Below are 25,789 nucleotides of genomic sequence, written 5' to 3'. Positions count from 1 at the left end.
CATTATTATACACTTAATCTTTGTGCTACTGCAAGCAAATAATAAAAATAAAGTGTTTAATCTGTAAATAACAGCGTTTTTAGGTCTGAACTACAGATTTCCTGTTGCTAAGCAAGCACAAAAAATTCACCATGTAAAATAAGTATAAACTGTAAAGATAGTCAAAATGATTATTTCGCAAAGCAGGACCGGCTTAAGAGTTTTGAAAAAGTTGGCTTTAAAATAATCGACGGTGATAACAAGACACATATGCGTCGGTGTGAGCATCTGCCCCGCAATACCAAAGGCCATGGCAACGCCGGCAAGGTTCAGGCTGCCTGTCTGCATAGCGGCGACGATAGGCATGACAATGGCCACGTGTCCCTGCGACATACCGGTGAGCACGCCGATGATGAAGCTGACGCAGGCGATGATGACAGGCACCGGCAGCGGTGAGCTTTGAAAGGCTACAACGATTTCCTGCAGCACATGGGTGACAGTCAGAATCTGAATGAAGTAGAGGATGCAGAGCACATTGAGAAACATTTTGATATCCAGCGCACCGATGACAACATCCTTGAGGCCGACCTCGCGTTTAGTAAAGCGAAGTACCAGAAACAGGCAGGCTGTTACCAATCCCATGCCGGCTGAGGCATTAAAGCCGCAGAAGACTACCAGGATAAAGGTGATAATGACAGGCGAAAGCGCCAGCCACAAATCCTGCATTCCCTGACTGTCATTGGCAATTGTTTCGGTACGGTTATTATCTGCTTTAATCGGGCGGATGAGGACAAACCAGCCGGCGGCGAAGGCTAGTACGGTAAGCCAGGCCAGATGCAGGATGAATTCACTGTAGCTGACACCGGCGATGTTGCAGGCCATTATCATACCGGGGATAATCGGGCTGGAAAATTCAAAGATATGGCGGAACCAGAAATTGATGGCTGCCTTGTGGTCCTGTTCGATAGGGATATTTTTGCTGGCTTCCTCTACAATGGGAGCCGAAAAGCGCGCGCCGCCCAATGACGGTAGCAGGCCTAAGAAGGCAGGCATCACGGCCAGGGTTACCTTAGCGCTGGAAAAGATGCGTTGCAGCGCCTGCACCATACCGGCCAGTGCACCGCTGGTGCGCAGCTCGATTTCCAGGCACATGACAAAATAGAGGGCAAAAAGAATATCATAGGTGCGCGGCATTGTTAATGTTTCGCGTAATGCCTGCACCAGATACGGCAGCTCCGGTGCTTTCATCAGCCAGATAAAAATACCGCTGGTGAGCATACAGGGGCCGATGGGGATGTGTCGCCGCAGCATGAGGATAATCATGAGCATGGCGATTGTAAGCAGAAGAAATATATTCATAAACAGTTTTTCCTTTCGGTTGCGTAATTGTTGGCAAGTACCAAGTAATTGCTGATGATGTTTATTTATTATACACCCTGCCACAAAAAAATCATAATAAAACTGTAAAAAATCTTAGTATGGGATGCAAATAATGCTATAATGTAAGCAGAGATACAGAAACGGAGGTCAGGTTATGCAGATAGAAAGATTAAGGCTGAAGAATTTCCGTTGTTACGATGAGCTTGATATTGATTTTGAACCTAGGCTGACAGTTATTGTAGGTGAAAACGGCAAGGGCAAGACGGCGATTTTTGATGCGCTGGCAATTGCTCTGGAGCCTTACCTGCGCAGCTTTGATGCCAGTGGTCGGCACATTACCCCCCAGGATGTGCGGCGTGTGCCTGTTTATAAAAAGGATATGCGTCATATTGAAGGTATGGAGTGTCATTATCCGGTAGAAATTAAGCTGGAGGGTGAGGTTTACGGCAAAAAGCTTACCTGTACCCGCCGCCTGCTGGAGGGCAATGTGCCCGAGGATGATGCTAATGAGCTGTGCGAGCGTGGTTGCGCATTGGCGCACGATGCTAAGGAGAACGGCAACAGGCTGCTGCCGGTGCTGGCCTATTACGGTACTCAGCGCATTTGGGTAGACAGCAAGCTGATGACGAATTTTCACAAGTCGCTGACAGAACGCAATGTAGGCTACGAGGAATGCCTGGAGCCGTCTTCTTCCTACAGCACCTTTGGCAAATGGTTTGAGTACGTTACCAAATGTGCGCAGACAGAACAGCAGTATAGCGCAGAGGTGAAGCGCAATGTGATGCTGAAGAATGCTATTCAGAACGCTGTAGATGTGTGTCTGGAAAGCACCGGTCTGCGTGATTTGTATTATAATTATCGCTTGAAATGCTTTGTTGTCAGCCATCCCGATATGGGTGAGATGGTGGTAGATGAATTGAGCGACGGCTTCCGCAGCATTATCAGTATGGTGGCTGATTTGGCCTATCGCATGGCGCGTCTGAATCCGCAGCTGCGTGAGGATGCGGTAACCAAGACCCAGGGCCTTGTATTGATTGATGAGGTAGAAATGCACCTGCACCCTCTGTGGCAGCAGACGGTGCTGCTTGATTTGCAGAAAACATTCCCGATGGTGCAGTTTGTTGTTACTACGCATAGTCCGCAGGTGCTTAGCAGCGTGCCGGCCGAGAGCATCCGCGTGCTGGCCTGGGGCAAGCAGTTTGAAGGAGTGCGTCACGTAGATTTTTCTTTAGGAGCCAACAGCTATCAGCTGCTGCAGGATATCCAGAATGTGAGCCCGCGTCCGCAAGCTCTGCCGATTGTGCAGGATTTAAAGCGTTATCTGCAGCTGGTGAGCGAGGATGCCTGGGATACGCCGGAGGCGCTGGAGCTGCGTAAAAAACTAGATAAATGGTCTAAAGGCAAGGAGCCTGCTCTGCTGCGTGCGGATATGGATATCCGTATGCGTCAGTTCCGCAGGAGGCGCTCATGAAACGTGTTTATAAAAGCAAGGAAGAGCCGGAGATGCTTAGGCAGTATCGCCTGCGTAATCCCGAGGAAACCTGGGAGCATTTCCGTCGTCGCTGCCGCAAGGGCTACAAACAGGTGCGGGAAGCAATCTTGCGTGACCAGCACGGCCTTTGCGCCTATTGTGAGGTAGGCATTAAGCTGGCGGAGGAGGAAGGCGAGGTTGACGACTTCCGCGTAGAGCATTTTTATCCGAAAAATGCCACGCAGGAGCATGGACACAACTATCATCTGGATTGGCGCAATCTGTTGGGCGTGTGCCACGGCGGCAGTCAGCCTTACGTGCCTGATCCCGAGTGGCGCTATTCCAGCCAGAAGCGTGACCGCAGCTGCGATGTGCCCAAGGGTGGGCGTGAAATTACAAACTATATTCTCAATCCGCTGAAGATTCCCGGCAAAATCCGCCTGTTCCGTTATGCCGAGCATAGCGGGCGGATGTATGTAGACGAAGATACCTGCCCGAAGGAGCTGCAAAACAAGGCGCGCAGCACTATCCGCGAGCTGAACTTGAACGCGCCGCGTTTGATGCGCATGCGCCGAGAGGTTATCCATACGCTGGAGGACCAGATAAGTGAGGAGCTTAGTAAGGGCCGTGAACTGGATGAAGTGCTGGAAATGCTGGCAACTATCTGTCTGCTGCCTGATTATAATGGCGTGACGCTGCCGTTCTTTTCTGTTATCCGTTGGTATCTGGGAGAGGCAGCGGAAGAAGTTATCCGTTCGAGTGGTGCTAAGCTGTAGCGTTTAAATCCTGTCTGCAATGCAGGCAGGATTTTTTTGTTGGATGAAGAATAATATAAAATGGTTCTTGAACAATGAAATTTTGCTAAATACAATGTAAAAAAGGAGTATAGACAAATGCAAGTTACGAATAAGGCTTTTAAGGCCTACGATGTACGCGGCGTTTACCCTACAGAGGTTAATGAGGAAATGGCTTACCGTATGGGACGCATTTTTTCAGCAATGTTTGCTGCAGAAACTGTTGTTGTCGGCCATGATATCCGCCTGAGCGGCAGAGCATTGGTTGATGCGCTGACAGAAGGTCTGCGCCATGGCGGCACCAGGGTTATTGATATCGGTCAGTGTGGTACGGAAATGATTTATTTTGCTACCGCGCATCTGAAAGCAGATGGCGGTATTATGGTTACTGCCAGCCATAATCCTAAGGAATACAATGGCATGAAGCTGGTGCGTCGTGATGCACGTCCTGTTTCCAGTGATACCGGTCTGAAGGAAATTGGCGAGATGGTTGCGACAACTAAAGAGTTTGCGCATCAGGTGGTAGCAGGCAAGACTATGGGTGCTTTGGAGCAGCTGGATATTATGCCTGCTTATATTGAGCATTTGCTGACCTACGTTGATACGAGTGTGCTCAAACCGATGAAGATTGTTGCTAACCCCGGCAACGGCGGAGCTGGTCCGATTTTAAAGGAGCTGGCAAAGCATTTGCCGTTTGAATTTATTACGCTGAACGAAACGCCGGACGGCACCTTCCCCAATGGTGTACCCAACCCGCTGCTGCTGCCCAACCGTGAGGCTACAGCGAAGGTTGTGCGTGAGAGCGGTGCTGATTTGGGTATTGCCTGGGACGGTGATTTCGACCGCTGCTTCCTCTTTGACGAGAAGGCAGATTTTATCGAAGGCTATTACATTGTCGGCCTGCTGGCGGAGGTTTTCCTGCACAAGGAGCCGGGCGCAAAGATTATGTTCGACCCGCGCCTGACCTGGAACACCGAAGCTATTTTACAGCGTGACGGCGGTGTGCCTGTGCGCTGCAAGAGCGGGCATGCCTTTATGAAGGAATGCATGCGTAATAATGACGTTCTGTACGGTGGCGAAATGAGCGCGCATCATTATTTCCGCGATTTCTCCTGCTGCGACAGCGGCATGATTCCCTGGCTACTGGTAACTGAGCTGATGTGCCGCAGCGGTAAAAAGCTCAGCGAGCTGGTAGGCGAGCGCGTTGCTATGTATCCCTGCAGCGGTGAAATAAACCGCAAGGTTGCTGATTCCGCAGCAGTACTGGCAGAGCTGGGCAAAAAATATGCTGACGGCGAGCAGGATCACCTGGACGGCCTGAGCGTTGCTTATGATAACTGGCGCTTTAATGTGCGTGTATCCAATACGGAGCCTGTAATGCGCCTGAACGTAGAAACTAAGGGTGATAAGGAGCTGCTTGCTGCGAAGACAGCAGAATTATTGGAAGTTATTGGCGGCGAAGAAGCTTAACTTTCCTGAGTATCCGTGTTTTTTCGTAAAGCACTGCCTGCAGCGTTGCTGCTATGCATATATTTCATTTGAGTCTGTAAAGGAGATAAGATTAAATGTTTAAACCTGTACGTAAAGCCGTTATTCCGGCAGCAGGCCTGGGCACACGCTTTTTGCCTGCTACCAAAGCAACTCCGAAGGAGATGCTGCCTATTGTTGATAAACCGACCATCCAATATATTATCGAAGAGGCTCTTGCTTCCGGCATTGAGGATATCCTGATTATTACCGGCCGCAGCAAGCGTGCCATTGAAGACCATTTCGACCGCAGCATCGAGCTGGAGCTGAACCTGGAGGCCAGCGGCAAAATCAAGGAGCTGGAGCTGGTTCGCAAAATTTCTGATATTCGCATTCACTATATCCGCCAAAAGGAACCGCGTGGACTTGGCCATGCTATTTTGTGCGCTAAGCATTTTGTGGGCGATGAACCCTTTGCTGTATTGCTGGGTGACGACGTTGTTGACAGCCAGGTGCCTGCGCTGAAGCAGCTGATCGATGTCTATGATAAAACCGGTGCCAGCGTTTTAGGTGTGCAGGAGGTGCCGCAGGAGAAAGTATCTGCTTATGGCATTGTTGCCGGTGAACCGACTGGTGAAGCACGCACTGTTAAGGTAAATGATATGGTAGAAAAGCCTGCGGTAGAAGAAGCGCCTTCCCGTCTGGCTGTTTTGGGACGTTATGTAATTACCCCGGAAATTTTCCCGATTCTGGAAAAAACTGAGCCTGGTCGCGGTAATGAAATCCAATTGACTGATGCACTCAAGGTTTTGGCTAAAGAGCAGGCAATGTATGCTTATGATTTTGAAGGACGTCGCTATGATGTGGGTGATAAGCAGGGCTTCTTGGAGGCAACTGTAGAAATGGCGCTGAAGCGTCCTGACCTGCGTGACAAGTTTCTGGATTATCTGCAGGGAATCGTTGCCAAGGAGAGCAAATAAGCGATGAATATCCTTGTTACCGGCGGAGCAGGTTATATTGGCTCCCATGTAGTGGAGGAGCTGCAAAAGAGCGGCTTTACTCCTATTGTTTATGATAATTTTTCTACCGGCCATGAGGCAGCTGTGCCGGACGAGGTGCAGCTGGTAGAGGGTGATATCCATGATGTGCGTTTTGCCAAGCATATCATGGAGCAGTTTAAAATTGACGCGGTAATTCATTTTGCTGCCAGCAGTCTGGTAGGTGAATCTATGACCGACCCGGCGAAATATTATTTTAACAATGTTGAAGGCAGCCTGCATCTTTTAGAGGCTATGCGTGGTGCCGGTGTGGACCGCATGGTATTTTCTTCTACCGCAGCTGTTTACGGTGAGCCGGAAGCAGTACCTATTACCGAGGACAGCCGTCTGGCACCGACCAACGTTTACGGCCGTACCAAACTGGCGATTGAAGGCATGCTGGCGGATTATGACAATGCCTATGATATGCGTTATGTGGCTTTGCGTTATTTTAACGCTGCAGGTGCTTCCCCGACGCGCGATATCGGCGAGGACCACAGTCCCGAAAGCCATCTGATTCCGCTGATTCTGAAAACAGCGCAGGGCGTGCGTAAGCAGGTTTCTATCTTCGGTACCGACTATCCGACGGCTGACGGTACATGCGTGCGTGATTATATTCATGTCTGCGATTTGGCGAAGGCACATGTGCTGGCACTCAAACATCTTTTGAGCGGCGGCAGCAGCCGTGTGTATAATCTGGGCAGTGAAAACGGCTTCAGTGTACGCCAGATGATTGACAGCGCCAAAAAGGTTACCGGCGTTGACTTCCCCGTTGTGGAGGAGGCGCGTCGTGCCGGTGATCCCGCAGTGCTCATTGCTTCTTCGGCTAAAATTCGTGAGGAGCTGGGTTGGGAGCCGCAGCACAGCAGTGTAGATGAGGTTATCAGCACTGCGTGGAAGTGGCATAAGGGCCATCCGCATGGCTATTGCGGCTAAAAGTAAATAAGTGCATATAAAAAACCGGTTTCCTTGGCTTTTAAGCTAGTAGGAAACCGGTTTTGCTTTATGCGCTGCAGTTTTATTGTCTGGATAGGCAGCTTTTGGGCTGTAGTTTGCTTATTTGCGGTTGTGGAGAAATTTGCCGATGTCGAAATGCTTGCCTGCCAGCAGGCAGTCGATACGTGCAGTGACCACCTCATTGTTGCTGAGCTGACGTGCCTTAAGCAGCGAGTGGCGGATGGCAGGCGTGATGAATTCCTGGCCCCAGTCATCGATGATGCCGCAGGCGATGCCACGTGGCAAATCGAAGATGGATTCCAAGGCAGCGCAGATAATGGCATCACTCTGGCCGGGATGTGTGTTGAGATAGCGCAGCGGTACCAGCAGGTCGTTTTGCTCTACGCAGTAGCGCGGCAGATCTGCTTCAATTTGCCGCAGCACACGCTCGGAACGCCCTTCGCCCTCGTAGGAAAGCAGGTAGGGGAACAGCGGTGTTTCATCCGGATGCGCCAGCCAAAAATCGAAAAGCCTTGGCCATACGTCTATATCCAGCTCTACTGCCAGATTGCACAGCTGATAATCAAGCTTATCGTCCTTGATTAAATCGCTGTCAATTTCTGGCTGCCAGTCCTTGCTGTAGATGATTTTTTCGCAGGCTGCAATCTGCTCCTGACATTGGTTGAAGGTCAACTGCATATGATTCTGTTCTTTGCAAAGGTCCTGCAGTGTTGTAACATAGCTGATTAAATCAAGCACGTCTTCCGGCTTGCTGACATGCGCTTCAGCCTGGTCAAGCAGACAGGTAAGCAGCTTGTTCAGATGGATGTCGCTGATATTGAACTGCTCTTCAATCACCTCTGCCGGGAAGTGGTTAAGCATAACCAGATAATTGCCTACGATGAAAATTGCATTTTTATAATTCTCGTAGCTGAGCGGTTGCGCTACCAGTTCTTCCAAATGTGTTTCACGGATGAATTTTACGGAGAGCGGTGGATATTCTACGTCGATGTCCGGTCCGTTTTGCAATAGCCAGAGGCGTTCTTCCTCATCGCGGCAGTGGCAGTCGATAATGCTGAAAACCTTACCCCAGCCGCTGGTGCAGTGGATAAGCTCCCAAATAGCGTTTTGCGGGTTAAAGTTGGTTATGCGGCAGGCATATAAAAAGGCGAAGGTAAATTCTTCGCAGTGTGCTATGCGCAGCAAATCCTGCCAAAGCTTCTGATCCTGATGACAAATTTTTTCCATGCCGTACATACCGAAAATCAAGATAGCAAATTTTACCTGCTCACGTCCATCTGCGTTGTAGAAAAAGCGGCGCGCCAGGTCATAGGCTACGGCGTTAATGTCATTTTGGTCTAAGGCTTCAATAAAGGGGTCGCAATATTCCGCGAAGGCCATGCCCTTCAGCTCATTGTACAGTCTGCTGCGTTGCTGGGTTGTAGGCTCCTGCATATAAGCTTGCAGAAGCTTGAGCAGCACACTGGCGGAATTGGGATTGGGCAGGTTGCCCATTGTATAGTGAAAGGCATCTTCGGAGCCAAGGGGACGGGGAATGGTGGCGTAGCGGTCATCGCACAGGTCAGTAGCTGTAAAGCGGCCATGCTCGTCCAGATGGCTGTTTACGAATTGATAGATTGTCTGTTTCATGTGCTCACCTCGTAATAAAAATATGTCTTGCAGCAAATAATGCTGTTCTTAAAAAAGCAAAGAATAACTATATCATAACATAGAGCAAAAATAATGACCAGCAAAAAAATAAGGCTGCTGTAGTGGTGGAAATCCACCACGTCAGCAGCCTTAATTTTAAGCGTATATAATTTACATTTGAGTTTTGATTTCCAGGAGGCAGTCGCCGCTTTCTACGCGTTCGCCTGCAGCTACATGGATAGCGCTGACGATGCCGGAAATCGGTGCCGAAAGCGTGGTTTCCATCTTCATAGCTTCGGTAACAATCAGCGGAGTGCCTTTGGTAACGGACTGGCCCTTTTCTACCAGCACCTTGACAACGGAGCCGGAAAGGGAAGCGCCGATTTCACCCATATTGCCTTTTTCGGCTTTCTTGCGGGTAACAGTGGTAGTTTTGGCGTTGCGGTCCTTGATTTCGATTTCACGCGGCAGACCGTTGAATTCGAAGAAGACGGTACGCATACCGGCAGCGTTGGCTTCGGAGATGTGGTCCAGCTTGATAACGAGCACTTTGCCCTGTTCAATCTCAACCTTGATAACCTCGCCCGGCGTCATGCCGAAGAAGAAGGTAGGAGTATCGAGAACGGATACATCACCGAATTGGTTGTAACGGTTTACCCAGTCGGTGAATACTTTCGGATAGAGGCAGTAAGCGCTCACTGCTTCGTCCGTAGTAGGTGCATCCAGCTCCTTGAGCTTAGCACGTACATCCTCAAAATCTACCGGAGGCAGGACAGCGCCCGGACGCTCGCTGATGGGAGTGCGTCCCTTGAGCACCAGCTTCTGCAGCTTTTCGGGGAAGCCCTGGTACGGAGTGCCGATGCGTCCTTCGAAGAATTCCACAACGGAGGCCGGGAAGTCCAGAATATCGCCCTTAGCGTAAACGTCTTCTTCCGTCAGGTCGTTCTGCACCATGAAGAGTGCCATATCACCGACAACCTTGGAGGACGGAGTAACCTTGATTAAATCGCCGAACATCATGGATACGCGGTGATACATATCCTTGATTTCCTCCCAGCGATGGATGAGGCCCAGAGCCTGCGCCTGCTGCTTGAGGTTGGTATATTGTCCGCCAGGCATTTCGTGTACGTAGACCTCGGGGTTGGGGAAGTTTTCGGTTCTGTCGGCTGCCTTGTAGTAGGGGCGCACGGTTTCCCAATAACGGGACAGCTCGTTCATAGCATCTACATCAAGACGCGGTTGGCGCGGATGGCCGCTGAGAGCGTAGTACAGGCTGCTGCCGCTGGGTTGGGAGGTACCGTTGCTCATAGCGCTCATAGCAGTATCTACGATATCAACGCCGGCATCAATTGCACGCGCGTAGGTGTAGATAGCGTTGCCGCTGCCCTCGTGGGTGTGCAGATGAATAGGCACGTTGACATAGGATTTGAGGCTGCTTACAAGGCGGTAAGCTGCTTCCGGTTTCAGCAGGCCGGCCATATCCTTGATGGCGATGATGTTGGCGCCGGCTTTTTCCAGCTCCTTAGCCATATTGATGTAGTAATGCAAATCGTATTTATCGCGGTTGGGGTCGAGAATATCACCGGTGTAGCACAGTGCTGCCTCTGCCACCTTACCGCATTCGCGGACGGTGTCAATGGACAGGCGCATATTGTCCAGACCGTTGAGGCTGTCGAAGATACGGAAAACGTCGATACCGTTCTTGGCTGCCAGCTTGATGAACTGCTTAACAACATTATCCGGATAGCTGGTGTAGCCTACGGCGTTGGCACCGCGCAGCAGCATCTGGAAGAGAATGTTCGGTGCAGCCTGACGGAACTGTGCCAGACGCTGCCAGGGGCTTTCATCGAGGAAGCGATATGCTACGTCAAAGGTAGCGCCGCCCCAGCATTCAAAGGAGAAGAGTCCGGGCAGTTTGCCGGCGGTGTCGCGCATAACGCGCAGCATATCGGCAGTACGCAGACGGGTTGCAAAGAGGGACTGATGCGCATCACGGAAGGTGGTGTCGGTGAGCAGAACCTCCTGCTGTGCCAGTACCCATTCAGCCAGACCTTCAGGTCCGCGGGTATCCAGAACGTGCTTAGCACCCAACGCCAGAATGCCGTTGTAGGGTTTGGGCATATTCAGAGGGGCGAAGTCCGGCTTCGGCTGTACGCCGACGTTGGAATAGCCGTTGACGGTGATATCAGCAATATAGTTCAGCAGCTTATTACCACGGTCCAGTGTTTTTTCGAAGACGAACAGCTCCGGTGTATTGTCAACAAAGTCGGTTGTGTAATCGCCCTTGATGAAATGCGGGTTCTGCAGTACATTTTCCAAAAATTTGATATTAGTCTTAACGCCGCGGATACGGAATTCTTTTAAGCAGCGTAGCATCTTGGTAATTGCAATCTGGTGCGTAAGGCCCCAGGTGGTAGCCTTAACCAGCAGAGAATCGTAGTACGGAGTAATGACGGAGCCGGTGAAGGCATTGCCACCGTCCAGACGGATGCCGAAGCCGCCGCCGCTGCGGTAGGTAATCAGCTTGCCGGTATCTGGCATAAAGTTGTTGGACGGGTCCTCAGTGGTAATACGGCATTGGATAGCATGGCCGATAGTGGTCAGCTCATCTTGCTGCGGCAGGGCGATTTCCAGACCGTGCAGGTTGTAGCCCTCGGCAATCTTGATTTGTGTCTGCACAATGTCTATACCGGTAATCTGCTCGGTAACGGTGTGCTCAACCTGAATGCGGGGATTAACCTCAATGAAGTAGAACTTGCCGTCAGGCGTAGCCAAAAATTCTACAGTGCCGGCGCTGATGTAGTCAACATTTTTCATCAGCTTGACAGCAGCGGCGCAGATAGCTTTGCGTTGTTCTATAGGCAGAGCGAAGGCCGGAGCAATTTCAACCAGCTTCTGGTGGCGGCGCTGTACGGAGCAGTCGCGCTCGAACAGATGCATTAAATTGCCGTGGGTATCACCGATGATCTGCACTTCAATGTGCTTGGGGTTCTGCAGATATTTTTCCAGATATATTTCATCATTGCCAAAGGCTTTTTTAGCTTCACTTTTAGCCATGTCGTAGGCAGTTACAGCCTCTTCGGCGCTGTGAACAACGCGCATACCACGGCCGCCGCCGCCGTTGACTGCTTTAATGATGATAGGATAGCCGCATTTTTCACCAAAGGCCAGTACCTCATCGAGGCTGTTTACTGTGCCCTTGCTGCCGGGAATCATGGGGATGCCTGCCAGCTCGGCCTGTTTACGGGCGTTGATTTTGTCGCCGAACATTACCAGGTGCTCCAGACGGGGGCCTATGAAAATCAGTCCTTCCTCAGCACAGCGGCGAGCTAAATTGCTGTTTTCAGATAAAAAGCCATAACCTGGATGGATGGCATCTACGTCGTGTTCCTTAGCTACGCGCAGAATGTCTTCGATATCAAGATAAGCGTCGGTCGGACTTTTGCCTTCGCCTACCATGTAGGCCTCGTCGGCTTTGTTGCGATGCAGGGACAGGGTGTCCTCCTTGGAATATATAGCAACAGTACGGATTCCTAATTCGTTGCAGGCGCGAAAAACACGGATGGCGATTTCGCCGCGGTTAGCAACTAAAACTGTATTGATTTTAGGCATAAGTTTGACCTCCTTAGATAGTTACATGCTAATTGTATAGAAAACGGCATGTAAATTCAAGGGATAGGACGCATGTATACAAGTATTCTTGCAGGGGACTGGGAGAGTGTGATTTTTTAACACTTTTTGTGTTGACTATACAATCAGCTTCACATTTTTTTCGTTTGTTTATTGCTATAAATAGGTATACAATAATACTTATAAAGCATAGCGAGGAGATGAAATGATGAACGATAACAATGATAAAAAACGGCCATTGACGTATTATTATATGCTGATGCTGGTTTTGATTCTGGTATTCAATTCCGTAATCATGCCAATGTTCTTCAACCCGAAAATGAAGGAGGTTTCCTATAATAATTTTCTTCAGATGGTGGATGAAGGCAAGGTATCTAAGGTAGAAATTACCGATAAGCGTCTGGCTGCGGTTGATAAGAACAACGAAAAGGAAATTTATGTTACCGGCAGGGTGGAGGACCCGGAGCTGGCCAACCGCCTGATGAAGAGTAAGGTAGAATTTACGCAGGTTGTGCCTAAGGAACAAAGTCCGCTTGTAACATTTTTCACAAATTGGGTACTGCCGATTCTGATTTTCTTTGGCTTGGGACAGTTATTTATGTACTTCATGGGCAAGCGTATGGGCGGTAACGCTATGAGCTTCGGCAAGAGTAATGCCAAGGTCTATGTGGAAGCGCAGACTGGCAAAAGCTTTGCCGATGTAGCAGGTCAGGATGAGGCCAAAGAAGCGCTGATGGAGCTGGTAGATTTTCTGCATAATCCCGGCAAGTACAAGGATATCGGTGCCAACATGCCGAAGGGTGCATTGCTGGTAGGCCCTCCCGGTACGGGTAAAACCTTGCTGGCGCGTGCGGTAGCAGGCGAAGCCAAGGTGCCGTTCTTCAGCATCAGCGGCAGTGAATTTGTAGAAATGTTCGTCGGCATGGGCGCTGCCCGTGTGCGCGATTTGTTCAAACAGGCGCAGGAAAAGGCACCTTGCATAGTATTTATCGATGAAATTGATGCTATCGGTAAACGCCGTGATAACGGTCAGTTCGGCGGCAATGATGAACGCGAGCAGACGTTGAATCAGCTGCTGAGCGAAATGGACGGCTTTGACGGCAGCAAGGGCGTAGTCATCTTAGCAGCTACCAACCGTCCGGAATCTTTGGACAAGGCGCTGCTGCGTCCGGGACGTTTTGACCGCCGTATTCCTGTTGAGCTGCCTGATCTTAAGGGCCGTGAGGCTATCCTGAAGGTTCATGCACGTAACGTGCATATGGCAGACAATATCGACTATGGCACGTTGGCGCGGGCAACAGCCGGAGCCAGCGGTGCGGAGCTTGCCAATATTATCAATGAAGGTGCGTTGCGCGCCGTAAAAATGCATCGTAACGTAGTGGAGCAGGAAGATCTGGAGGAATCCATTGAAACCGTTATCGCCGGTTATCAGCGTAAGGGTGCGGTAATTTCTCCCGCAGAGAAAAAAGTTATTGCCTACCACGAAATTGGCCATGCACTTGTTGCTGCTATGCAGAAGCACAGTGCTCCGGTGCATAAGATTACTATTATTCCGCGTACTAACGGCGCTTTGGGCTACACCATGCAAATCAGCGAAAACGATAGCGTGCTGATGACCAAGGAAGAGCTGTTCAACAAGATTGTAACCATGACCGGCGGCCGCAGTGCCGAGGAGGTTGTTTTCGGCAGCATTACCAGCGGTGCTTCCAATGATATTGAGCAGGCAACCAAGCTGGCACGCAGCATGGTAACACGTCTGGGTATGACGGAAGAATTTGATATGATGGCTACCGAGGTTGTGGCCAACCGTTATCTGGGCGGTGACGCTGCCCTGCAGTGCAGTGAAATGACGGCCGGCAAGATTGATGCCAAGGTTTTGGCGTTGATTAAGGAGGCGCACGCAAAGGCGCGTATTATTTTGCAGGACAACAGGGAAAAGCTTGATGTCCTGGCGCAGTACCTGCTGGAAAAGGAAACTATTACCGGTGAGCAGTTTATGGCTTTGCTGCAGCAGGAGCAGGCTAAGGAAGATGCAGAGGAGAAAACTCCGGAAGTATAACAATTACAAGCTTAAACGCAGTTATGTATTCCGTAAAACGGCAACGTGACTGCGTTGTTTTTTTTGCAAGCGGCATTAATCGCGGAAAAAAATAAAAAAAATTAAAATTAGCTATTGCTAACTATAGAAATATGTGCTACAATAATCATGAAGTTAGTGATGGCTAACCAATGTATATCGTCCCTTCCTGATTTTGCATTGCAGCCTTGACCTTTGACCTTGACAATTTCCTTAAGTGCATTGGTTAGCTCCTCTACTTTTAAACAAGCTGCTATTTGCTTTTTAAGCAAATTCATATTTTCTCCTCCAAAAACAGACAGAACGCTGAAAATCCGTTAGGCAAGCGGGTTTCGGCGTTCTGTTTTGTTGTGTTGATACTGTTTTGGTACACTTTTATATATTTTTTCTGTTGAGGCAGAGCTAATTTCCCTAAGCGTAATTTTATTATACAATTAAGGCTGTATTACAGATTTTTATTTGCATAAAAACGGCCTTAGCGTTATAATAATTTATTACTATTGTATGATTTGGTTTTTGTTTTGAGGTGGATTTTTATGAAAAACTGGAAGCTTATTCTGGCTATCCTCACGGCTAATGTCGTGCTGATGGCCGCAGGCTATACCATGCTCATTCCCTTTTTGCCGATGTATCTGATGAACGAGCTGGGAGTGAGCGCGGATGATGTAAAAATGTGGAACGGCGCGATTTTTTCCATAACCTTTCTGATTGGCGGTATCATGGCACCTATCTGGGGCAAAATGGCTGATACGCGCGGCAAAAAGATGATGGCGGTGCGTGCGGGTGCAGGCCTGGCGCTGTCATACTTTCTGGGCGGCATAGTAACCACACCGGAGCAGATGTTTGGCGTGCGTGTGCTGCAGGGCTTTGCTGCCGGATTGTGGAGTGCGTGCCTGGCGATTGCTACAAGCCTGGTGCCGATGGAAAAGCTGGGCGTGAGCCTAGGCATTATGCAGGCGGGACTGACCTGTGGCAATGTCATCGGTCCGCTAGTCGGCGGTTCACTGGCAACACTGTTTGGCATGCGTGCTTCATTCTTCGTTGCAGGTGGGTTGCTGACGATTATTACGCTGGTATTTATGTTCTACATTCCCGAGCCACCGAAGGCGGAGCCAAAAAAGCTTGCGGACAAGCCGCAGGTACAGCTTTTGCAGCAGCCTGTAATTCGTGAAACGCTGGTTTATATTGCTGTAGCTCAGATGGTTATTCTGCTGATTCAGCCGATTTTGAGCCTTTATGTGGCAGAGCTGAGCCATGGTGATGGCAATATTATGTTTCTTTCTGGTGTGGCCTTTTCACTCGTAGGTGTTGCCAGCGCTATTACTGCTCCAAGCTGGGGACGCTTCGGGCAGGAGCACGGCTTTTATAAAGCGTTGTGCGCTGCTACGCTGCTTTCCGGTCTGATGAGTGCGTTAGTAGCATTACCGCAGACCTTGCTTTTGTTCTGCGTCTGCAATTTTTGCTACGGATTGTGCTGTGCCGGTATTCAGCCTTCGCTGAGTGCTATTTTGGCCAGCAATACATCTACCGACCAGCGCGGACGCGTTTTTGGCTTTATGTTCAGTGCGCAGCAGTTCGGCTCTATGGTAGGTCCTTTGATTGGCGGAGCCATTGCTACCTATGCACCGCTGCAAAGCCTTTTTGTTGTAGCAGGCGTTATCCTTTTTGCCATCAGTGTCAGCGTTTGGCTGCGTCATGGTCATGAGCAGAATGCTATTGTATAGGCCATTTTCGTCTGAAGGACCACAAAAAATCTTATATTTTTATTAGTTTACGAAACTCTGTAAGCCTTGAATTAAGGGGCTTACAGAGTTTTTTTTGCTTAAATTCACAAAATAGCCATTGCTTTGATGCGCAGATTTCACATATGTGACAAAACAAATTAGACAGAAAATTCGCTAATAGACTATAATCGGCCATGTGGAGGTGATGAAAATTAAGCTTAGAGGAGGCGTGAGCCTGGCAGAGCAAATCAGCTTCTACCGTCAGTTAGCAGTTATCCTGCGCAGCGGCCTGCCGCTGCTGCATGCGCTGCAGCTTTTGCAAAAGCATGGCAGCGCTAAGCAGATGCTGCTTTGCTACCGCCTGCAGCAAAGGCTGCGCCGTGGCAGCAGCCTGGCGCAGGCTTTAGCAGCAGAACCTGCCTGCTGCAGTCACCTGGCAGTTACGCTGGTGGCTGTGGGCGAGGAGAGCGGTGAGCTGGCCACACTGCTGGAGCAGCTGGACGCTTATTACAGCAGGCAACTGCAACTGCGGCGTTTTGTGCAGCGGGCTGTGACCTATCCGGCATTTTTGCTGGTAGCTTCCGTTGGTGTGCTGCTGCTGTTTTTGCTATATATCCTGCCGGTACTTGCCGATACCTACAGCGCTATGGGCGTGCGTCCGAGGGGCACGTTAGCTTTATTGCTGGCGCTGAAGGACGGCTTGCTGCAGCAGCCACTGTTGGCGGTGCTCTGTGCGGCAGCGGTAACAGGCATTCTGCTGCTAATGGGACGCAAGTTGCTGCGCTGGTTTTTACGTAGTCGTCTGAGCGGTAATTTTCATGGCCTTTTATTAGAAGTACGCTTTTGCAGATTGCTGGCACTGCTTTTGGAAAGCGGTGTTGGCATAACAAGAGCGGTAGCAATTGTGACAGATACCATAGAAGATGAGCAATATGCCCAGCAGCTGCGCCTGCTGAACAGCAGGCTGCAGCGCGGCATTGCCATTGAGCAGGCTGCAGGCGGCGCCAAGGAGCTTTTTTCGCCGCTGATGCTGGAGCTGGTGTGCGTGGGCGCGTCTACAGGTTATCTGCCGCAAATGCTGCAGGAAGCAGTAACGGCCGGTGAGCAGCGTCTGCAGCAGCAGCTTGGCAGGCTGCAGGAGCTGTTGGTGCCATTACTGCTTCTGGTGGCAGCGATTATCATAGCGGGAATCGTCTGCATAGTTATCGGTCCGCTATTTGAGATGCTTTCGGCAATGCCGGAGTAAATTCAGGAGGTGCGATAGTGTTAAAGACAATGCGTAAACAAGGTGGCTTTACTTTGATTGAGGTAGTGGCGGCGGCCGCTCTGATTGGTATTATGGCGACAATGCTGCTGCCTTCACTTTCAGGTGCTAATGACAGAGTGAAGAATGCCCGTCTGCAAAATGATCTGGTAACCATTGACCAGGCAATTCAGCTGTATAAGATGGATGCAGGCACGGTGCCGGCAGAGCTGACTACATTGGACAGTGAATATCTGGGCGGCAAGCTGGAATTCAAGGATGCCAAGGGTGAAACTCTGACATATACACCTAATACAACTGACGGTACTTATACGCTCAGCGGCAAGAACAGCAAGGGTGAGGCCGTAACCTCCCCGGGCAGCAAAGCTGGTAGCGGTGAATAATAAGGCCGGCGGCTATTTATTACTAGAGCTTTTGCTGGCTATAGGGTGCCTGGGAGCTTTTGCTGCAATGCTCTATCCTGGCAGCCAGATGCTGCAGCGGCAGTACTACAAGCAGCAGCTGCGCTATGCTGCCTATCTGTTGTCTGCTGATATCAGGCAGGTGCAGCAGCGCACGATATTCCAGCCGGAAAATTATGCTTATACTTTGAAAGTAAGCGGTAATGATAAGCATGGTTACAGGATTTACCGTGAACAGAAGGTCTGGAAGCGTGTAAGGTTAGAGCCGACAATCAGTCTGACGTGCGAAGCACAGATGAAGTCGTTAAGCTATGATGAAAATGGCAGTCCTAGTGTCAGTGGTGGCTATAGCCTGGAGCATCAGCAGCTTCCGGGTGTGCTTTTTTGGCTGACAGTTCAGCCGGTTACAGGCAGGGTGACTGTTTATGAAAAATAGCAGGGGCTTTTGTCTGGTGCAGGAGTTGGTGTGCTTTTGCCTGACGGCATTATTACTTGCTTCAGCGGTGCAGTGCTTTTACCGCAGCAGCTGGCTGCTGCAGCAAAGCAGGGAGCATCAGCAGGCTGCGCTTGCTTCCTGGCAGGTGCTGGCAGGCGAGGAGTACAGTGGCAGGTTTGTAGTGACACAAAAGCTGGAAACTGGCAGTATAGATGGTTTAACGATGCAGGAGGTGCAGGCAGTCTATGGCAAGGTCAAGGTTAAGCTTATACGGGCGATGCCGACGGCAGAGAGGCTATCTGTTGCTGGAGGTGCTGCTGGGACTGCTGTTGACGGTGGCACTGGCGACGCTCGTTTTTAGAGCAACAGGCGCCATTGCCTATAGCTTTGGACGCTTGCAGGATGAATTGCAGCTGCAGGAAGCGAAACGTCATATTTTGACGCAGCTGGAAAAGATTATTTGTTATGATGCACAGCGACTCATCAGACTGCAGGAGAATGGCCAGATAACCTGTACGATGATTGATGCCTGCAAACGTGTTACTATTTACAGCGATAAGCAGGGCTTGTACAAAAAGACGCGTAAAAATAACGGCACGGGCGTAAATCCTGTTTCTTTAGAGGGCGTAGTCGTTACTGATTGGCGGATACAGCGGTGTTCGCCGCAGCTACTGTGCATAAGCTTTAAGCTGAGCAGGAATGGGCGACAGCTGCAGGTGAAGCGTTATCTTATTTGTTATAATGCGAGGATAGCAGATGATGTATAGCGCTAAGGGCAGTATATCACTACCCTGCCTGTTGGCAGCGCTGCTTTTGGCAGTCAGTGCTCAGCTAAGCCTGCTTTATGCAGTCAGGGGTTATGAATCAGAGAAGGATTATCTGCGGGAACAGCAGCTAAGGCTGTTGTGCAGCTCCGTATTGCAGGCCATAGGGCAGGAGCCGCGGCCGGCAGGCAAGCAGCTTTGCTATGAGGGAGAGCTGCAGCCGGACAGTGAACCGGTGACGGTGACAAGTGAAAGCATTTACAGCTCAGACGGATTTATAGATTACCTGAAGGTTACAGCAGCAGCCGCTAATCATGCTGGCGCAGTACAGCGGCTGCATCGTATCAGGGTGAGCTTTGGTCCGCAAATGCAGGCTCTGGCAGCTAAGAGCGTCCTTGCAGGACGCTCGCTGACAGGCGGCGAATATCTGCAGCAGGCAGCGTTATATACAAGCACAGAAGAAGTAAGGCTGCCGCAGATGAGCTTTTTGCGGAATAAATGTCCCGGTGTGCTGAATAAGAAGGCGGTGGCGGAAGTTGGCCTCAGTGCCCGCTTTTACTATCTGAGGAATAACAACTCTCTCTCTTTGGGTACGGAAGGCTTGCATGGTCCTACGATGATAGTAAATCCTTATTCGATTACTACTGCCGAAGGCTCCTATTATCCTGACCGTTTGGTGCTTATCAGCGAAAATGGTAATATTAAGCTGGGTGCTGGCACAAGGATGGCGCAGGCGCTGGTGCTGGCGAAGGGAAAGGTAACTATTTGCGAGGGCTGTCAGCTGAATGGCTTTGTTATGGCAGATAAAATAGTCATTGAGGGAAGTGCGGACCTTACTCCTGATACAGGTGCCGTTGAACCGATGCTGACACCATACTTTAACTACTTATAATTTTGCTGAATACATTGCATAATCAAAAAGAACTAGCCTGAGCTTTTTATAAGCTCCAGCTAGTTCTTTTGCATTGCTTATTCAGCCGCAGGTTTTTCAGCCTTAGGCTTTTTCTTGTTGTGGGCCTGCATAACCTCTTCGATGTCGTCGGATTTAATCCATTCCTCCAGCGCAGTGGCCATTTCTGCTACTGCCGCTTCGATAGCGGTTTTGTCCTCGCCCTGGAAGGCATGCAGTACATGGTTGACAACTGCCTTGTTGTTGCGTGCCGGGTGGCCGATGCCGATTTTAAAGCGCGGGTAGGCGTCGGTTCCCAAATGCTCGGTAATGGATTTGATACCATTGTGACCGCCGGCGCTGCCCTTGCGGCGGATGCGCAGCTGGCCTACGGGCATATCCATATCATCCTGAATAACAGCGATATCATCCGGGTCGATGTGATAGAAGTTGGCGTAGGCACCTACGGCAACACCGCTGAGGTTCATGTAGGTGGTAGGCTTGATGATGAGGATTTTTTCGGGAGCGCGGTATTCTGCCATATAAGCATTGCGGTCCTCCTTGCCGAAGCTCACACCAAGACGGCGTGCCAGCTCGTCAACTACCATAAAGCCGATGTTGTGACGGGTATTTTCGTATTCGCGGCCGATATTGCCAAGGCCGACAATTAGTTTCATATTGTTGCTCCTTTTTGTTTATTAAGTTCTTCGATGGTGACGAATTCATATCCCTCTGCACGCAGGCGGTCGATGATGAAGCCGACTGCCTCAATCGTCTGGTCGCGCGGTGCGGAGTTTTTGGGACTGTCACCATCATGCAGCAGGACAATAGCACCGGGGGCTGCGTTCTCGCAGACTCTGTCGGCGATTACCTGCACGCCGGGGTTCGTCCAGTCGCGGGGAATGATGCTCCAGTTTACTATCTGCATACCTGCATCATTGATAGCCTTGACAGTGCTCCAGTCCTTGAAGCCGTGTGGCGGACGCATATATTGTGGTGCAGTACCGGTGATGCTTTGCAGCGTTTCCTTGCCGTAGGCGATGTTGGCGGCAGCCTCACTGCTGCTGAGCTTAAGCAAATCCTTGTGATAGCCTGCATGCAGAGCAATCAGGTGTCCTTGTGCCTGGACGAGCTTTACTGTTTCCGGATGCTTGGCAGCGTTTTCGCCAACCATAAAGAAGGTGGCATGCACATTTTTGGCAGCCAAAAGCTTGAGCAGCTTCTGGGTATAGGGCGGATAAGGGCCGTCGTCAAAGGTGAGGGCAATGAGCTTGCGCCCGTGGGTATTTTCCGCATGTGTTATAACCTTGCCATAAAAGCTGTTGCCCGGAAGTACGGCGAGCAAGAGCAGCGCGCCTGCAAGCGCAAGGCTGAGAGCAGCGCCGACAGCTGCGGTTTTTCTGCTGATTTTTTTGTATATCCCCAGCCACAGCAGCAGTACGCTGGCAAGGGAACAGATGATAAGAAGATAAATGATACGCATAATTACTCCAAATATTAAAGCCGGTAGTTTTGCCGGCTTTAATCATAACAAAAAGGCTTGCCAGAGGCAAGCCTTTTTATATTACGCTTAGTGTTTGGTATCGAATAATTGGCTTACAGACCAGTCATTGTAGATGCGCAGAATGGTTTCTGCCAGAATCGGCGCAATGGAGAGCACCTTAATTTTCGGGTGCTTTTTGGAAGGAGCCAGAGGAATGGTGTTGGTAACAACCAGCTCGGTGATATCGGATTGTGCAATGCGGGACAGTGCCGGATCGGTCAGAATCGGGTGAGTGCAGCATGCATATACTTCTTTAGCACCGAATTTCTTCAGAGCGCGAGCGCCTTCGGTCAGGGAGCCTGCGGTATCAACCATGTCGTCTACCATGATGCAGGTTTTGCCTTTAACGTCGCCGATCAGGTTCATAACCTCAGCAACGCCGGGTTCCGGACGACGTTTGTCGATGATAGCCAGCGGTGCATTCAGCATTTCAGCGAAATTGCGGGCACGGCTTACGCCACCAAGGTCCGGAGAGATAACAACCATGTCTTCCAGATGCTTGGATTTAATGTATTCTGCCATCAGCGGGCCGCCGGGCATATGGTCAAAGGGGATGTTGAAGAAGCCTTGAATTTGTGCAGCGTGCAGGTCGATGGTTACTACACGGGTAATGCCTGCGGTTTCCAGCAGGTCTGCCATCAGCTTAGCAGTGATAGGCTCACGGCCGCGTGCTTTGCGGTCCTGGCGTGCATAGCCATAGTAAGGAATAACAGCAGTGATGTGGTTAGCGCTGGCGCGTTTGAAGGCATCAGCCATAATCAAAAGCTCCATTACGTTGTCATTAACGATAGGGCCGCAGGTAGGTTGTACAATGAAAATATCCTTGCCGCGTACACTTTCGTTAATCATTACCTGAACTTCGCCGTTGTTGAAACGGTTAACTACGGAATCACCAACGGTGGTTCCGAGGTAAGCAGCGATTTCGCGTGCCAGATCAGGGTTTGCATTACCGGTAAATATTCTTAACTTATTCTCGTCAGACAACATGTCCAAATCCCTCCAAAATTACCTTGTTGTAGTTTGCTGGTGCGATGAGCAAAACTTTACTTAAATTTAATTATACACAAAAAACACGTAAATCACAAGTTTTTTGTAAACTTTTTGACACATATGTGACTATAAAAGCTTATTTACCTTCGTTACGGTATTTTTCGGCCCAGCCTTCAATATTTTTCTGGCGGGCACGTGCGATACCAAGAGCGTTTTCGGGTACTTCCTTGGTAATGGTGCTGCCGGCACCGATGTAAGTGTTGGCCTGCACAGTAACAGGAGCAACAAGATTGGTGTTGCAGCCGACGAAGGCGTTGTCACCGATAACGGTACGATGCTTCTTCTTGCCGTCGTAGTTTACAGTGATGCAGCCGCAGCCCATATTAACGCCGCTGCCGATGTCGCTGTCACCGATGTAGGTGAGATGTGGCAGCTTGGTGCCTTCGCCTACGTTAGAGTTTTTAACCTCTACATAGTTACCGATTTTAACGTGGTCGCTGATAACGGTGTCGGGACGCAGATGCACATACGGACCGGCGGTAACGTGGTTTTTAACCTCGCAGTCATGGCCGTAGATGAATTGCAGATGGTTGTCGTCACCAATTTTTACATTAGTGAAGCGGGCGTTAGGTCCGATTTCGCAGTCTTCGCCGATTTCAGTTGTACCTTCCAGCCAGGTGTAGGGATAAATAACGGTATCGCGGCCGATTTTTACGCTTGCTTCGATGAAGGTGCTGGCGGGATCCATGATGGTTACGCCTGCGTCCATCAGCTTATCCAAAATGCGCTGGCGCATAACGCCTTCGGCAACGGAAAGCTGCTTGCGGGAGTTGATGCCCATAACCATATCGCTGTCATCAGTGGAAATACCGCCGACCTTAGCGCCTGCTTCGTTGAGCTTTTGCAGTACGTCGGTCAGGTAATATTCGCCCTGCGCATTGTCGTTGGTCAGGGTAGCCAGCACGTCAAACATTTGCGGGCATTCCATGCAGTAAATGCCGGTGTTGATTTCTTTGATAGCCTTTTGCTCTTCGGTAGCATCCTTTTGCTCTACGATGCCCTGTACATTGCCGTCAGCATCGCGGACAATGCGGCCGTAGCCGAACGGGTCATCCATAATTGCCGTAAGTACGGTAGCAGCAGCGCCGCTTTCCTGATGTGCTTCACAAAACTTTTTAAGCTCTTCACCATCCAGCAGCGGAGTGTCGCCGCACAGGATGAGTGCAGTGCCGTGGAAGTCCTTCAGGGCGTCGGCAGTCTGCATTACAGCGTGGCCGGTGCCAAGCTGCTCGGCCTGCAGGGCGATGGTTCCCTGATTACCTACCATTGCTTCTACCAGCTCTGCCTCGTGGCCGACGATAACCACCTTTTTGTCTGCGCCGGCAGCGCTTGCAGCGTCAATTACGTGCTGCAGCATGGGCTTGCCGCCTACCTTGTGCAGTACCTTGGGGTATTTGCTGCGCATTCTTGTTCCTTTGCCTGCGGCGAGGATGATTGCTACTAATTCTGACATGTGAGTTCTTCCTTTCCTGGCCGTCTATAAGGCACCATCTGCGTCACGACGGCTCCTAGACGTACAAGGAGTACGCCGTCGTCACCATCGTTTAGCATCTGGTACCTTCTAGCCAGCCTGACGTAGTTTAAAGTTACTAAAATTCCTGGCTGTCCATAAGGCATCATCTGCGTCACAACGGTTCCTGGACGTACAAGTAGTACGCCGTCGTCAACTTCGTTTAGCATCTGATAACTTATAGTCAGCCTGACGTATTATATATTATTTATTTACTTCCAATGTTACCTTCTGCTGTTCTTCGTCTACATTATGCAGGGTGAAGAAGGCAGTGTAATCTTCTACCAGCTTGCGTTCCGGTGCGGCAGTGGCGATTAAAAAGGCTTTGCCTACAACCTGAGCGCCGACTTCGTGCGCTAAAGCAATCATGCCCTTGGCGGTGCCGCCGCCCTTCATAACATCATCCACAATTAGCACACGGCTGCCGGGCTGCAATGCGCGCTTGGGCATGGCCATGTTTTGGATAACCTTGGTGGAGCCGCTGACGTAATTGATGTTGACGGTGCTGCCTTCGGTAATATCACTGGTGTGACGGGCGATAACAAGAGGCACGTTAAACGCACGCGCTGTCTGCATAGCAAGCGGAATACCGCTTGTTTCAACCGTCATGATGCAGTCCGGTGCCAGCTCCTGCAGGCGGAGCATAAAGATTTCACCCAGACGCACTACGGTTTCCGGATGGCAGAGAATGTCGGTAGTATAAAGCATACCGCCGGGCAGGATGCGGTCCGGGGAGGTGAGGCGGGCAGCAAGCTCTTCTAAAAAGGCTGCGTCATCCTCCGGCAGATGGCCGGGGATAAAGCGCACGCCGCCGGCAGCGCCGGAAACGGTTTCTACCTTGCCCAGGCCGTAAAGCTCCAATCCGGATTTTACGGCTAAAACATCCTCGCTGAGGGTGGATTTGGCGATAGCAAATTTTTTGCAGAAATATGAAAATGAAAACAGCCGATATGGATGATCGGCTAAAAGTTTACTTAACGCTGCTACGCGTTCAATTCTTTTGGCTTTTACCATATGTAAGCGTCCCCCTTGCAAGTTCTAAATCACTTGGTTTGTCTATATCCATGCCGATACATGCATGACGGGTGATGATGGCTTTGCAGCGCATTTCCAGAAGTGCGGAGGTGCGTGCTTCCGCATCAGCCACTGTCAGGCGATGGCACAGGAGCTTTAGCAAAAAGCCCCATCCGAGCCAGTTGCACAGCTTAAGCGGTGATTTGCGGCGGGCAAAGATTTCGCGTGCTTTTTGCTGACCGCCGGGAATAATCTCTTTGGCCATCAGCATCATATTGCCGCCGGTAAAGATGCCGTCGCGCAGCTTGCCGTAGGTGCGTTTGGCATCGGGATAAGCACTCAGGCAGGCATCCTTGGGGATGATGGGATAATAAAGCTGGCCTTTAGGAGAGGCATTGCAGGCGGCAAGAAAGTCGCGCACTGCAAGCGAAGTCAGCAACGGAATGTCATCGCATACTCCAAGCAGCTTTTCACTGGCATCGGGGCCTAAGGCCTGGGCTGCAGCGGCGGCTGTAGCCGGCAGGTCGCCTGCGGCTTCACACAGCAGAACGTCGGCCGGCAACGTACCCTCTAAAAGCGCCAAGGCTTCGGGGCGGGCAGCTACAACAATGCGGCGGATGCGTCCGCTTCCCTGCAGGGCTGCAATGATATAGTCTATGAGGCGCTTATCGCCAAGCGGTGCCAGGCAGCGGTGTTCGGTGCCGGCATAGGACTTCAGCCAGGGACTGAGGCCGCCTGCTGCAATAAAAGCATCTATATTAGCAGTTGTCATG

23 protein-coding genes are annotated in these 25,789 nt (G+C 50.5%); 13 read left to right on the top strand and 10 right to left on the bottom strand.

The window, feature by feature from the left end; genetic code table 11:
• Positions 1 to 126: 126 nt before the first annotated feature.
• Positions 127 to 1,338, bottom strand: coding sequence for a DUF401 family protein (locus Q0612_RS03175; protein WP_298880659.1), 1,212 nt, complete (start codon positions 1,336 to 1,338; stop codon positions 127 to 129).
• A 175-nt stretch (positions 1,339 to 1,513) separates the two neighbouring features.
• Here Q0612_RS03175 and Q0612_RS03170 point away from each other — a divergent pair, with 175 nt between their 5' ends.
• From Q0612_RS03170 to galE, 5 genes are all read left to right on the top strand, one after another.
• Positions 1,514 to 2,830 (top strand): AAA family ATPase, encoded by a 1,317-nt coding sequence (locus Q0612_RS03170; RefSeq protein WP_298880656.1) that lies wholly within the window; start codon positions 1,514 to 1,516, stop codon positions 2,828 to 2,830.
• Positions 2,827 to 3,606, top strand: a complete 780-nt coding sequence (locus Q0612_RS03165; RefSeq protein ID WP_298880653.1) for a retron system putative HNH endonuclease — start codon at positions 2,827 to 2,829, stop codon at positions 3,604 to 3,606. The genes Q0612_RS03170 and Q0612_RS03165 overlap by 4 nt, the downstream gene beginning before the upstream one ends.
• Before the next feature lie 117 nt (positions 3,607 to 3,723).
• Entirely contained in the window at positions 3,724 to 5,094 is a 1,371-nt protein-coding gene (locus Q0612_RS03160) for a phosphomannomutase (protein WP_298880650.1), read from the top strand.
• A gap of 95 nt (positions 5,095 to 5,189) precedes the next feature.
• Complete coding sequence (galU, locus tag Q0612_RS03155; RefSeq protein WP_298880647.1) at positions 5,190 to 6,071, top strand: UTP--glucose-1-phosphate uridylyltransferase GalU; 882 nt, start codon at positions 5,190 to 5,192, stop codon at positions 6,069 to 6,071.
• Positions 6,072 to 6,074: 3 nt separating this feature from the next.
• A complete protein-coding gene (gene galE / locus Q0612_RS03150; RefSeq protein ID WP_298880645.1) occupies positions 6,075 to 7,064 on the top strand; it encodes a UDP-glucose 4-epimerase GalE in 990 nt (329 codons plus the stop codon).
• A gap of 120 nt (positions 7,065 to 7,184) precedes the next feature.
• On the opposite strand, the gene Q0612_RS03145 is transcribed toward galE, so the two are convergent.
• A complete protein-coding gene (locus tag Q0612_RS03145) occupies positions 7,185 to 8,714 on the bottom strand; it encodes a hypothetical protein (protein WP_298880642.1) in 1,530 nt (509 codons plus the stop codon).
• Positions 8,715 to 8,885: 171 nt separating this feature from the next.
• Entirely contained in the window at positions 8,886 to 12,326 is a 3,441-nt protein-coding gene (gene pyc, locus Q0612_RS03140) for a pyruvate carboxylase (protein ID WP_298880637.1), read from the bottom strand.
• Between the two features lie 226 nt (positions 12,327 to 12,552).
• On the opposite strand from pyc, the gene ftsH reads away from it, so the two are divergent.
• Positions 12,553 to 14,403, top strand: coding sequence for an ATP-dependent zinc metalloprotease FtsH (ftsH, locus tag Q0612_RS03135; protein WP_367181686.1), 1,851 nt, complete (start codon positions 12,553 to 12,555; stop codon positions 14,401 to 14,403).
• A gap of 107 nt (positions 14,404 to 14,510) precedes the next feature.
• On the opposite strand, the gene Q0612_RS03130 is transcribed toward ftsH, so the two are convergent.
• Positions 14,511 to 14,699 carry a hypothetical protein gene (locus Q0612_RS03130; RefSeq protein ID WP_298880633.1) on the bottom strand — a complete coding sequence of 63 codons (189 nt, stop codon included), beginning with the start codon at positions 14,697 to 14,699 and terminating at the stop codon, positions 14,511 to 14,513.
• A 258-nt stretch (positions 14,700 to 14,957) separates the two neighbouring features.
• Here Q0612_RS03130 and Q0612_RS03125 point away from each other — a divergent pair, with 258 nt between their 5' ends.
• The 7 genes from Q0612_RS03125 (at position 14,958) to Q0612_RS03095 (ending at position 19,902) form a co-directional block, all read left to right on the top strand.
• Positions 14,958 to 16,145 carry an MFS transporter gene (locus tag Q0612_RS03125; RefSeq protein ID WP_298880631.1) on the top strand — a complete coding sequence of 396 codons (1,188 nt, stop codon included), beginning with the start codon at positions 14,958 to 14,960 and terminating at the stop codon, positions 16,143 to 16,145.
• A 205-nt stretch (positions 16,146 to 16,350) separates the two neighbouring features.
• Positions 16,351 to 17,391, top strand: a complete 1,041-nt coding sequence (locus tag Q0612_RS03120; protein WP_298880629.1) for a type II secretion system F family protein — start codon at positions 16,351 to 16,353, stop codon at positions 17,389 to 17,391.
• A 17-nt stretch (positions 17,392 to 17,408) separates the two neighbouring features.
• On the top strand, positions 17,409 to 17,792 hold the full coding sequence (locus tag Q0612_RS03115) for a type II secretion system protein (protein WP_298880626.1): 384 nt from the start codon (positions 17,409 to 17,411) through the stop codon (positions 17,790 to 17,792).
• Entirely contained in the window at positions 17,785 to 18,246 is a 462-nt protein-coding gene (locus tag Q0612_RS03110) for a hypothetical protein (protein ID WP_298880623.1), read from the top strand. Before Q0612_RS03115 ends, Q0612_RS03110 begins: the two co-directional genes overlap by 8 nt.
• Positions 18,236 to 18,607, top strand: coding sequence for a hypothetical protein (locus tag Q0612_RS03105; RefSeq protein WP_298880620.1), 372 nt, complete (start codon positions 18,236 to 18,238; stop codon positions 18,605 to 18,607). Before Q0612_RS03110 ends, Q0612_RS03105 begins: the two co-directional genes overlap by 11 nt.
• The gene (locus Q0612_RS03100; protein WP_298880617.1) at positions 18,549 to 19,013 is read left to right on the top strand and encodes a hypothetical protein; all 465 of its coding nucleotides are present in this window, start codon (positions 18,549 to 18,551) and stop codon (positions 19,011 to 19,013) included. The genes Q0612_RS03105 and Q0612_RS03100 overlap by 59 nt, the downstream gene beginning before the upstream one ends.
• Complete coding sequence (locus tag Q0612_RS03095) at positions 19,003 to 19,902, top strand: hypothetical protein (protein ID WP_298880614.1); 900 nt, start codon at positions 19,003 to 19,005, stop codon at positions 19,900 to 19,902. Before Q0612_RS03100 ends, Q0612_RS03095 begins: the two co-directional genes overlap by 11 nt.
• A 77-nt stretch (positions 19,903 to 19,979) precedes the next feature.
• Here the strand turns inward: Q0612_RS03095 and pth are convergent, their stop codons facing one another.
• From pth to Q0612_RS03065, 6 genes are all read right to left on the bottom strand, one after another.
• The gene (gene pth, locus Q0612_RS03090) at positions 19,980 to 20,576 is read right to left on the bottom strand and encodes an aminoacyl-tRNA hydrolase (protein ID WP_298880611.1); all 597 of its coding nucleotides are present in this window, start codon (positions 20,574 to 20,576) and stop codon (positions 19,980 to 19,982) included.
• Positions 20,573 to 21,382, bottom strand: a complete 810-nt coding sequence (locus Q0612_RS03085; protein ID WP_298880607.1) for a polysaccharide deacetylase family protein — start codon at positions 21,380 to 21,382, stop codon at positions 20,573 to 20,575. Before Q0612_RS03085 ends, pth begins: the two co-directional genes overlap by 4 nt.
• An 87-nt stretch (positions 21,383 to 21,469) precedes the next feature.
• Complete coding sequence (locus tag Q0612_RS03080; protein WP_298880604.1) at positions 21,470 to 22,429, bottom strand: ribose-phosphate pyrophosphokinase; 960 nt, start codon at positions 22,427 to 22,429, stop codon at positions 21,470 to 21,472.
• A 139-nt stretch (positions 22,430 to 22,568) separates the two neighbouring features.
• Positions 22,569 to 23,945 carry a bifunctional UDP-N-acetylglucosamine diphosphorylase/glucosamine-1-phosphate N-acetyltransferase GlmU gene (gene glmU, locus Q0612_RS03075; protein ID WP_298880601.1) on the bottom strand — a complete coding sequence of 459 codons (1,377 nt, stop codon included), beginning with the start codon at positions 23,943 to 23,945 and terminating at the stop codon, positions 22,569 to 22,571.
• Between the two features lie 261 nt (positions 23,946 to 24,206).
• The gene (purR, locus tag Q0612_RS03070; protein WP_021719245.1) at positions 24,207 to 25,016 is read right to left on the bottom strand and encodes a pur operon repressor; all 810 of its coding nucleotides are present in this window, start codon (positions 25,014 to 25,016) and stop codon (positions 24,207 to 24,209) included.
• Complete coding sequence (locus Q0612_RS03065) at positions 24,994 to 25,788, bottom strand: NTP transferase domain-containing protein (protein ID WP_298880598.1); 795 nt, start codon at positions 25,786 to 25,788, stop codon at positions 24,994 to 24,996. The genes purR and Q0612_RS03065 overlap by 23 nt, the downstream gene beginning before the upstream one ends.
• Between the last annotated feature and the right edge of the window lies 1 nt (position 25,789).

It is taken from the genome of uncultured Phascolarctobacterium sp. (assembly GCF_937920985.1).
GTDB lineage: Bacteria > Bacillota > Negativicutes > Acidaminococcales > Acidaminococcaceae > Phascolarctobacterium_A.
This window is presented reverse-complemented; position numbering and strand designations above follow the sequence as displayed.